This window comes from Amycolatopsis thermalba (assembly GCF_003385215.1).
Lineage (GTDB): Bacteria > Actinomycetota > Actinomycetes > Mycobacteriales > Pseudonocardiaceae > Amycolatopsis_E > Amycolatopsis_E thermalba.
Genome location: NZ_PQHW01000165.1, coordinates 1 through 10707, shown reverse-complemented (window position 1 = coordinate 10707; position 10707 = coordinate 1). Strand labels below are relative to the sequence as shown.

Sequence of the window (10707 nt, the reverse complement as noted above, 5' to 3'; positions counted from 1 at the left end):
GGGCAGCGTGCCCTCCAGCACCGACGAGCAGGCGTTCGCCGCCGACGACTACGAAGCCGACGCCGAAGTCCACGAAGACGACCCCGAAGACGACGACCAAGGCGGCGAACGCCTGCTCGTCGGTGCTGGAGGGCACGCTGCCCCACGTGGCGAAGGTGGGCAACCACATCGCGGCGAAGTTCGGCGTGGACGACATCGGAGGCCGCGCGGGCCGGGCCGGAACCAGCGACCACCCGAGCGGGCTGGCCCTGGACTTCATGGTGGACACGTCCACGGGCAACGCCATCGCCGACTACCTGCTGGCCAACCAGTCCGAGTTCAACGTCAAGTACGTGATCTGGCGGCAGCGCTACAACGACGGCAGCGGCTGGTCAACAATGGAAGACCGCGGCGGCGCCACGGCCAACCACTACGACCACGTGCACGTGTCCTTCAAGTCGAGCGGCTCGGTGAACGTGACCTGCTGAGCACGGCCGGTTTCGTGACGGTCCGGTGCACGTGACGCTGGCTGAGCACGGCCGGTTTCGCTTCGGTCGGGTGCACGTGACCCTGCTGGCTGCGGTCGGTCCCGTGACCACCGCCTCGGTCCGGTGCACGTGACCCTGCTGGCCGCGGTCGGTCCCGTGACCACCGCCTCGGTCCGGTGCACGTGACCCTGCTGGCCGCGGTCGGTCCCGTGACGACCGCCTCGGTCCGGTGCACGTGGCCCGCGTGGTTCCCGGAAACGCCCAGGCAGCCCCCGGCCTGGGCGTTTCCGTCTTTCCGGGGGCCACGGGCGCACGAGCCACAGCCCGACTCCGGCCGTCCCTGCGCTGAAGCACCCTTGACGGCACGACCTCGGACACCTCTTCGCCCCGAGATTCGAAGCGTGGACCAGGTCCGGCGCCGCTGTCCCGCTCGACACCTCCGCCCGGCTGCCGGCTATCCCCTGGCCACCAGGGAAACACGCCCGCATCAGACGTTGAAGCGGAACTCCACCACGTCGCCGTCGGCCATGATGTAGTCCTTGCCTTCCATCCGGACCTTGCCCGCGGAGCGCGCGGCGGCCATCGAGCCGGCCTCCATCAGGTCCTCGTAGGACACGACCTCGGCCTTGATGAACCCGCGCTCGAAGTCGGTGTGGATGACGCCCGCCGCCTGGGGCGCGGTCGCGCCCTGCGGGATCGTCCACGCCCGCGACTCCTTCGGGCCCGCCGTCAGGTAGGTCTGCAGGCCCAGCGTGTGGAACCCGGCGCGGGCCAGCGCGTGCAGGCCGGGCTCGGTCTGGCCGACCGACTCCAGCAGCTCGCGCACGGACTCCTCGTCGTCGAGTTCGAGCAGCTCGGCCTCGACCTTCGCGTCCAGGAACACGGCGTCCGCCGGCGCGACCAGCTTCGTCAGCTCCTCGCGCTTCGCCTGGTCGGTCAGCACGCCCTCGTCGGCGTTGAAGACGTACAGGAACGGCTTCAGGGTGAGCAGGCTCAGCTCACGCAGCAGCGCGGTGTCGACCTCCTGCTGCGCGGAGAACAACGTGCGCCCGCTGTCGAGGATGTCCTTCGCCTTCTGCGCGGCCTCCAGCGCGGGCCGGTTCTCCTTCTTGGTCCGGGCTTCCTTCTCCAGCCGCGGCAGCGCCTTTTCCAGCGTCTGCAGGTCGGCGAGGATCAGCTCGGTGTTGATCGTCTCGATGTCCGACGACGGGTCGACGCGACCGTCGACGTGCACCACGTCCGGGTCGTCGAACACCCGGATGACCTGGCAGATCGCGTTGGCCTCGCGGATGTTCGCCAGGAACTTGTTGCCCAGGCCGGCGCCCTCGGAAGCGCCCTTCACGATCCCCGCGATGTCCACAAAGGACACCGTGGCCGGCACGGTACGGGCGGAGCCGAACATCTCGGCGAGCTTGTCCAGCCGCTCGTCGGGCAGCGGCACGACGCCGACGTTGGGCTCGATGGTGGCGAACGGGTAGTTCGCGGCGAGCACGTCGTTGCGGGTCAGCGCGTTGAACAGGGTCGACTTGCCGACGTTGGGCAGGCCGACGATACCGAGGGTCAGACTCACGGCTCCGAAGTCTACGGGGCGAGCCCGCCACCCGGCCCGGCAGCCGTTCGCCCACCTCGCCCGGCAGCACCTTCGCCACTCCCCCCGGCAGCACCTTCGCCACTCCCCCCGGCAGCACCTTCGGACGCGGCCCGGCGGCCGTCCACCGCCCGCCCGGCACCCATTCGCCACCCAGCCCTGCTGCCGGTCCACCACCCGGCCCGGCAGCCCGTTCACCACCCCGCCCGGCAGCGCTCGCCATTCAGCCTGCGGTGCGTCGCCACCCGGCCCGGCGGTCCGTTCACGGCCATGTCGGATTTCCGCCAGTCGAGTGGCTGACCTGCTGGCAGGATCGAACCCATGACAGCCATCGCCGCACCGGCCGAGCAGGCGCTCTGGCGCGACCCCGAGCGCTGCTACCGCGCCGTCGCCTCGCGCGACGCCCGCTTCGACGGCCAGTTCATCACGGCCGTGCGCACGACCGGCATCTACTGCCGGCCGTCCTGCCCGGCGCTCACCCCACGGCAGGAGAACGTGCGGTTCTACCCGACCGCGGCCGCCGCCCAGGCCGCCGGGTTCCGCGCCTGCCGCCGCTGCCTGCCCGACGCCGTGCCCGGTTCGCCCGAGTGGAACGTGCGCGCCGACCTGGCCGCCCGGGCCATGCGGCTGATCGCGGACGGCGTCGTCGAGCGTGAGGGCGTGCCCGGCCTGGCCCGCCGGCTCGGCTACTCGGAACGCCAGCTCGGCCGGGTCCTGACCACCGAACTCGGCGCCGGGCCGCTGGCCCTGGCCCGCGCGCACCGGGCGCACTCGGCGCGGCTGCTCATCGAGCTGTCCGAGCTGCCGCTGGCCGACGTCGCGTTCGCGGCCGGCTTCGCCAGCGTCCGGCAGTTCAACGACACCATCCGCGAGGTCTTCGCCCGCACACCGTCCCAGCTGCGCACGGCCGCCCGCGCAGCTCGCCGCCGCGCCGGCGCCGCCGAACCGGAAACGGGTACCGCCGGGACCCGGCTGTCCCTGCGGCTGCCGTTCCGCCCGCCGTTCGACGCCGCCGGGATCCTCGGCTTCTTCGCCGCCCGGGCGGTGCCCGGGGTCGAGTCGGCCGATGACCACAGCTACACCCGCACGCTGCGGCTCCCGCACGGCGCCGCGTCGGTGACCCTGACGCCGCAGGACGGGCACGTGCGCTGCGACCTGCGGCTCGCCGACGTCCGCGACCTCGGCGCCGCGGTCACCCGCGCCCGGCGCCTGCTGGACCTGGACGCCGACCCGGATGCCGTCGCCCGCGTGCTCGGCGCCGACCCGGCGCTGGCCCCAGCGGTCGCCGCGACCCCGGGCATCCGGGTCCCCGGCGCGGCCGACGGCGGCGAGCTGGTGCTGCGCGCCATGCTCGGACAGCAGGTCTCGGTCGCCGCCGCGCGCACCGACGCGGCCCGGCTCACCGCCGCGCTCGGTGATCCGGTCCCGTGGCAGGACGACCTCCTGCTGTTTCCCACCGCCGAAGCCGTGGCCGAGCGGGGCCACGAGGTGCTCCGCGGGCCGCAGCGCCGCATCGACGCCATCCTCGGCGCCGCCGCCGCACTCGCCTCCGGCGAGGTCGACGTACACGTCGGACGCGACCCCGGCGAGCTGCGGGACGAACTGCTCGCACTCACCGGCATCGGACCGTGGACCGCCGACTACGTGCTGATGCGCGTCCTCGGCGCACCCGACGTGCTCCTCACCGGCGACCTCGTGCTCCGCAAGGGCGCCGCCGCACTCGGCATCGCCGACGACATCCCCGCCCTCACCGAACGCGCACAGGCCTGGCGACCGTGGCGGTCCTACGCCGGCATGTACCTGTGGCGCTCGAGCCAGGCCTGAACCCCGTAAGGAGAACCGACATGAGCATCGCCCACTGGTCCACAACCGACACCCCGGTCGGCCCGTTCACCGCCATCGTCGCGAGCGACGGCGCCGTCCTGGCCTCCGGCTGGACCGCCGAGCTGGCCGAACTGACTCCCCAGATCTCCCCCTCCCTGCGTCCGTCCGACCTCCGCGAGAAACACGACCTCGGCGCGGTCAGCACCGCGGTCCGCCGCTACCACGAGGGCGAGCTGGACGCGATCGACGACATTCCCGTACGCCAGCGCTCCGGCGAGTTCCTGCAGCACGCGTGGGACGTGCTGCGCACGGTGCCCGCCGGCAAACCGGTCACCTACAGCGAGTACGCCGCTCTCGCCGGCCGTCCCGCCGCCATCCGCGCCGCGGCCTCGGCGTGCGCCCGCAACGCGGCGGCGCTGTTCGTGCCCTGCCACCGGGTGCTCCGCATCGGCGGCGCACTGGGCGGCTTCCGCTGGGGCGTCGACGTCAAGCGCTGGCTGCTCGACCACGAAACCCCGTACCGCTCCTGAAGATTCACGCCATCTGCAGCTCCAGACTCGACCCGGTGCGGGACTTGCGCACCCGCAACCGGGTCGGGATCCGCTGCCGCAGCTCCTCCACATGGGACACCAGGCCGACCACCCGGCCTCCGGCTCGCAGGTCGTCGAGGATGTTCATCACCACGTCGAGGGTTTCGGCATCGAGCGTGCCGAAACCCTCATCGACGAACAGCGTGTCCAGCAGCGAGCCACCGGTCTCCGCCGCGACCACGTCGGCCAGCCCGAGCGCCAGCGCGAGTGACGCGAGGAACGACTCCCCGCCGGACAGGGTCTTCGCCGGCCGGACGGTGCCGGAGAAGTCGTCCAGCACGTCCAGTCCCAGGCCGCCCCTCGTGCCGTGCGATCCGGCCGCATCGGAGTGCACGAACGAGTAGCGGCCCTGGCTCATCGTCTGCAACCGCGCTGTCGCGGCGATGGCCACCTCTTCCAGCCGGGCCGCCAGGACGTACGACCGCAGCGACATCTTCCGCGCGTTCTGCCCGCGCCCGTTGACCACGTCGGTCAGCGCGTCGAGCTCCGCGAACTCCTCCTCCAGCGGCCGCAGCCGCTCCGTCGCGGCCGCCAACCGCTCGGCCAGCGTGCCCAGCGCATCCGCTTGCGCGGTCGCCGACCGGAGGACGGCGACCGCCGCCTCGGCCCGTTCCCGCGCTGCCTGGGCCTTCGCCCTCGCCGACTCGACGTCCACCTCGTCGTCCGGCCCGACCCCGAACAGTTCGGGCTCGTTCAGCGTCGCCCGTGCCGCCGCTTCGGCCGCACTGGCATCGGCCAGGTGCTTTTCCAGCTCCCGGACCGTCGCCTCGTCCCGGGCGGCGGCCCGCATCTCGTCCACGGTCTCGAAACCGGCCCGCCACAGGGCGTCCCGCACCTCGGCGCGCTGACGTTCGAGCTGCTCGGCGGCACTCGCGGCCGCGGACCGCGCCTCGGCCAGGGCGTCCAGCGCGCGCACGATCCCCGTCAGGTGCGCGCGGCGGGCGGCGACGTCCGCGTGCTCGCCCCGCGCCTCCTCCAGCCGCCGTGCGCGTTCGGCGACGCGATCGGACAACGTCTGCCGCTGGGTCTCGGCAGCCGTCGCCGCCTGCAGCGCGGCCGACCGCTCCTTCTCCAGTTCCCGTTGCTCGGTTTCGGTGGCCTGCACCTGTTTCGCGAGCGGCACCCGCTGCTTCGCCAACGCGTCCAGACCCGCGATCTCCTTGCGCAGCACCGAGAGTTCCTCGTTCAGCTGGGCCCCGTCCCGCCCCCGCAGACGTTCGCGCAGCGCCGCGAGCTTGGTTTCGGCCTCGTGCTTGGCCGCCTCCGCGGCCTTGCGCCGCCGCTCCGCCCGGCTCTCCGCCTCCTCGGCCGCCTGCTCCTGCTCGGGCGAGACCGCTTCGGGCGCGGCCATGGCCGGGGCCGGGTGATCACACGAACCACACACCGGGCACGGCGATCCGGACGTCAGCCGGGCGGCCAGCTCGGCCGCCATCCCGTCCAGCCGCCACCGGCGCAGCTCGAGGAACCGCTCACGCGCCTCCTGGTGCTGGTCGATCGCCTGCCGGGCCAGCTCTTCGGCGTCCGTCAACGCGCGCTCGGCCGCGGGCAGGCGCTCCGCGTCCCGCACCGCGGCGACCAGTTCGGACTCGCGCTTGCGGACCTCACCGAGCTTCGCCTCGGCGTCGATCGCGGTGTCCAGCCGCTCCCGCAGGTCCCGTGCCCGCTCCGGGATGCCGGCCAGCTTCTCCCCGAGCACCTCGACCCGGGCGCGCGCCTCGGTCGCGGCCTCGGCGAACCGCTCGATGTCCCGCTGGTCGCGGACCTGCTGCGCGGCCTCGTCCACCAGCCCGGCGAGCGCACCGGCCTCCTCGCGCAGCTTCCCGGACAGCTTGCGCAGGTCCGCGGTGCCCACCCGCGCGTCCGCGAAACCCGTTGCCGCGAGCGCCTGCGCCCGGCGTTCCTCGGCCACGCGGGCCTCGTCCAGCTGGGCCGCGCACCGGTCCGCCTGAGCCGCGACACCGATCACGGCCGCCGCCCGCCTGGCGGCCTCGAGTTCACGGGCCCAGCGGTTCCGTTCCTCCTCCTGCTCGGCCAGCGCCGCGAGCCGCTGGTGCGCGTCCCGCACCCGGCGCACGCGTTCGGCCGCGGCGAGCCGCTCGGCCAGCAGCTCGTCAGCGGATTCCCGCGCCGCGCGCGCCCGCTTTTCGTCGTCCTGGGCCTGTTCCACGGTGGACCTGATGCGCTCGCCGGTGCGCGCGACCCAGCCCGCGATGTCCTCCTCGGGCACGTCCTCCCCGGCCACCTGCGCGAACCGCGCCGTCCACTCCCGCAATTCCAGGCGCTGCTGATCGAGTTCGCGCCGCCGGTCCGCGCGCCGTTCCCGGAACCACGCCTCGACGTCGGCGAACCGCTTGGTGCCGAAGAGCCGCTCCAGCAGCTTCTCCCGCTCGTCGGTGTCGGCACGCAGGAACCTGGCGAACTCCCCCTGCGGCAGCAACACGACCTGGAAGAACTGTTCCGCGCTCATCCCCAGCAGACGCTGGACCGTGCGGCCGACCTCGTCGATCCGGGTCAGACCCTCGGGAGGCTGGCCCGCGGGCGGCGGACCGACCCACCTGAGCACCGCCTTCGCCTGCTGTGTGGTCGTTCCTTCGCCACGCCGCTTCGGGCGCTGGTACTCCGGGCTGCGCGACAACCGCAGACGCTGACCCTGGACGGTCAGTTCGAGCACGACCTCGGTCGGGTCCTCCGGATCCGCCAGATCGCAGCGCAACCGTTTGACCTGCCCGCGCGCGCCGGGCACGGTGCCGAAGAGCGCGAACGCCACCGCGTCCAGCAGCGTGGTCTTGCCCGCGCCGGTATCGCCGTGCAGGAGGAATAGCCCGTCGGCGCCGAGCGCGTCGAAGTCGACGACCTGCCTGGTCCGGTACGGACCGAAAGCCGCCACCTCCAGCCGGTGCAGTCTCATGCCGCGTCCTCCCTGTCCGCCTTCTCCAGGGCCGTCCGCAGCAGCGCGGCCTCACGCTCGTTCGGCGGAGCGCCCCGGCAGTCGTCGAGGAAACCACGGGCGATCTCCTCGTCCGACCGCCCGCGCACCGCCGCGGCGTACCGCAACGCCGAGGACGTCTTCCCGTTCTCCGGCTGCCACTCCAGATGCACGGCGTGGGGGAAACGCTCCCGCAGCAACCGCATCGCGTCGACCGGGCGGACGTCGTCGGTGAGCGTGACCGACAGATAACACTCGGCCAGCTCGTCGTGCGCCGGATCGGCCAGCAGGTCAGCGAGGCGGCCGGTGAGCTTGGCGAGCCGGCGCGGCACCGGCAGCTCGTGGCGACGCACCTCGGCCAGGCCGGACGCGTCGAGGTCGACCAGCCACACCGATTTCCGTTGCTGCGCCTCGGAGAACGAGTAGGCGACCGGGCTGCCCGAGTACCGCAGGTGCTCGGCGAGCGTCTGCGGGCCGTGCAAGTGTCCCAACGCGACGTAGTCGGCGCCGTCGAACACCGCGCCGGGGACCTGTTCCACGCCACCGACCGCAATGGACCGCTCCGATTCCGTCGGCGCGCCACCGGTGACGAACGCGTGCGCGAGCACGACCGAACGGGTTCCCGGTGCACGCTCCGCCAGGTCGGCCCGGATGCGCCGCATCGCCTCGGTGAGCACGCCCGTGTGGCCCCGCGCCCCCGTCACGCCGAGCGCGTGCCGCGCCGGTTCCGGCTCCAGGTAAGGGATTCCGTAGATCGCGACCGGACCGTGGTCGTCGTCGAGCAGGACCGGGTCGGCGATGCGGTCGATCGTCGTGCGCAGGTGCAGACCGCCGGCGGCGGCGAACTCACCGAACGCTCCCAGCCGCGGCGCCGAGTCGTGGTTGCCGGACGTGAGGACGATGTGCGCACCGGCGTGCCGCAGGCGGCTCAGGGCGCGGTTGGCGACCTGCACCGCCTCGGCGGACGGCACGGCGCGGTCGTAGATGTCGCCCGACACGAGGACGACGTCCACCCCCTCGGCGGCTACCAGGTCCGCGAGGTGCGCGAGCACGGCGTCCTGCTCGGCGAGCAGGTCCAGGCCGTGGAAGGTGCGTCCGACGTGCCAGTCGGAGGTGTGCAGGAGTCTCACGCCGCCCAAGTTACGAGGGGGGTCCGACAGAATCCCGCAGACACCCCGCGATGCTTCACCCGAACGTGTGTTCGGAGTGGATTCGAGCGGGCGGGCCCCGTTTTTGTCGGTGCCCTCCGTCATGATGCGGTCACGTTCTCGACGATCAAGAAAGGAGGGCGGCAGTGGCCTCCACCGTGATCAGCACGGCAGCCGTCGCGATCGCTTTGGTCCTGGTCGTGGCGGTCGTCCTGCTGTGGCGGCTCTACAGCGACAGCATGCGCCGCGCGGACGCGGCGGCTCGCCAGGTCGAGGCCGAGCGGTCACGCGTGGATCAGCAGCAGGCGGCGTTGCGCCGGTACGAAGTGGCCTTCGCCTCGATCAGCGGCCGCGGCGAGCTGGGCGAGCAGGTACTGGCGGAGACCGCGCGGGCGCTGGGGTTGCGCGAGGGGCTGCACTACACACTGCAGACGGACCTGGGCGGTGGCGGATCGGCCAAACCGGACATGGTGCTGCGGGTGGGCGGTGACCGGAGCGTGCCGGTCGACGCGAAGGCGAGCCTGGCGTGCTGGGCGGAAGCGGTCGAGACCGACGATCCCGACGAGCGGATGGACGCGTTGCGGGTGCACGTCCGGAACCTCCGGTCCCGGGCGGCGGAGCTGGCGGGCAAGGGGTACCAGCGCTGGGCCGACGCGATCTACGGCACGGTGATGTTCGTGCCGTCCGACGCGGCCGTGGTGGCGGCGCTGGACACCGATCCCGAACTACTGCGGTGGATGCTCGACCGGCGGGTGTTCCTGTGCGGACCGACCGGGTTCGCGGTGGTGGCGTCGGCCGCGCTGTTCGCCGCGAGCGACCGGGCGGTGGTGGAGGACATCGAGCGGGTGCGGGCCGGCGCGGCGGCGGCGCACCGGGCGGCGGGCAACGCGATCGAGGCGCTCAACCTCAGCAGTACCCACCTGCAGCGGTTCCTGTCGGCGCGGCGGCGGGAGCTGGACGCGCTCGAGGGGTTCCGGGCGGCCGTGGCGCCGCTGTCGGACGCGGCGGCGAGCCCGACCGAGGTGGCCACCATCCGGAGGGGGGACGAGATGGCCGCGAGCTAGGGGAAAACTTCACGTTGCCGGCACGTTGCCAACACGGCCGGGGCGGCCGAAACCGCTGATCAAGGCGGGTGCCGGGTGGGCCGATCCAGTGGTCTGAACCGCAACCTCCGCGGGATGGGGAGCCGTTGGGGCCGGCTACAGGTTACGGTGTTGCCTCGTGACCGCCATTCCCGATCGCCGGAGCGATTCCGACGCCGACGACATCCCGGTGCCGTGGGATCAGCGTCCCATCGTCGGGGAACGCCGCGGCTTGCCGTGGTGGGGTGCCGTGCTCCTCGCGTTCGGGCTGGCGGTGATCGGTGCGGTCATCGACATGCAGACGCAGAACACGCTCGGCTGGCTGTTCAAGGGCGCGTACTTCGTCGGCGCGGTGGGCGCTGTGGCGGGGGTGCAGCGGCGCAGCCTGTTCGGGCCGATGGTGCAGCCCCCGCTGGTCCTGGGGATCACCGTGCCCGGGGTGGTGCTGCTGGTCTCCGGGCTGCCGGACAACAGCGACATGCTGACGCGCGCGCTGGCCGTCGGCACACCGCTGATCAACGGGTTCCCGACCATGGCGATCACGACCGGCTGCACGCTGGTGCTGGGCATCGTCCGGATCTACCGCGAACGCAACCCGGACGCGGCGCCGAAGGCGAGCGACAAGCGGCCCACGGACCCGAAGCGTCCCGGCGGTGCGGGACGTGGCGGTGCCGCGCGGGGTGACGCGCCGCGTGGCCGCCGCCCGGCCGACGGGCGTCCCGGCTCCGGTGCGGGCTCTGGTTCTGGTGCCGGTTCTGGCTCCGGTGCGGGCTCCGGCTCTGGTGCGGACCGCCCTGCGGGGCAGGGCCGTGCCGCGGGTGCGGTCGCGGCGGCGCGTGGTGTGGCTGGTCGGCGCCCTGGACGCCGCCCGCCCGAGGACGATGCGCGCCGCGCCGCGGATGAGGCGCCGCGACGTGGGCGTCGGGGCGCGGACGGCGGTGCGCGCCGCCCGGCGGAGGACGACCCGCGCCGTGACGCCGCTGCCCGGGGCGCGAAGACCCCGCCTCCGGGGCGCCGCCCGCGGCAGCGCGCCGTACCGCCGGAGGACGCCGAGCGCCGCGCCGGGGAGCCACGCACCGGCG

Annotated in this window: 8 protein-coding genes; 5 read left to right on the top strand and 3 right to left on the bottom strand. The window is 73.3% G+C overall.

What is annotated here, in order from left to right:
• Nucleotides 1-122: 122 nt before the first annotated feature.
• Nucleotides 123-467 (top strand): VldE C-terminal domain-containing protein, encoded by a 345-nt coding sequence (locus D0D15_RS34410; RefSeq protein WP_094004769.1) that lies wholly within the window; start codon nucleotides 123-125, stop codon nucleotides 465-467.
• 487 nt (nucleotides 468-954) lie between these two features.
• Here D0D15_RS34410 and ychF read toward each other — a convergent pair whose 3' ends face one another.
• Nucleotides 955-2037 (bottom strand): redox-regulated ATPase YchF, encoded by a 1083-nt coding sequence (ychF, locus tag D0D15_RS34405; protein ID WP_094004721.1) that lies wholly within the window; start codon nucleotides 2035-2037, stop codon nucleotides 955-957.
• A 339-nt stretch (nucleotides 2038-2376) separates the two neighbouring features.
• Here ychF and D0D15_RS34400 point away from each other — a divergent pair, with 339 nt between their 5' ends.
• Entirely contained in the window at nucleotides 2377-3879 is a 1503-nt protein-coding gene (locus D0D15_RS34400) for an AlkA N-terminal domain-containing protein (RefSeq protein WP_115945052.1), read from the top strand.
• Between the two features lie 20 nt (nucleotides 3880-3899).
• Nucleotides 3900-4409, top strand: a complete 510-nt coding sequence (locus D0D15_RS34395; RefSeq protein ID WP_094004719.1) for a methylated-DNA--[protein]-cysteine S-methyltransferase — start codon at nucleotides 3900-3902, stop codon at nucleotides 4407-4409.
• Nucleotides 4410-4413: 4 nt separating this feature from the next.
• Here D0D15_RS34395 and D0D15_RS34390 read toward each other — a convergent pair whose 3' ends face one another.
• Both D0D15_RS34390 and D0D15_RS34385 read right to left on the bottom strand, forming a co-directional pair.
• Nucleotides 4414-7377 carry an AAA family ATPase gene (locus D0D15_RS34390; protein ID WP_094004718.1) on the bottom strand — a complete coding sequence of 988 codons (2964 nt, stop codon included), beginning with the start codon at nucleotides 7375-7377 and terminating at the stop codon, nucleotides 4414-4416.
• Complete coding sequence (locus D0D15_RS34385) at nucleotides 7374-8525, bottom strand: exonuclease SbcCD subunit D (RefSeq protein ID WP_162830727.1); 1152 nt, start codon at nucleotides 8523-8525, stop codon at nucleotides 7374-7376. Before D0D15_RS34385 ends, D0D15_RS34390 begins: the two co-directional genes overlap by 4 nt.
• Before the next feature lie 164 nt (nucleotides 8526-8689).
• On the opposite strand from D0D15_RS34385, the gene rmuC reads away from it, so the two are divergent.
• Nucleotides 8690-9607, top strand: coding sequence for a DNA recombination protein RmuC (gene rmuC, locus D0D15_RS34380; RefSeq protein WP_094004716.1), 918 nt, complete (start codon nucleotides 8690-8692; stop codon nucleotides 9605-9607).
• A 157-nt stretch (nucleotides 9608-9764) separates the two neighbouring features.
• A partial coding sequence (locus D0D15_RS34375) for a DUF6542 domain-containing protein (RefSeq protein WP_115945051.1) occupies nucleotides 9765-10707 on the top strand: 943 nt, incomplete at its 3' end.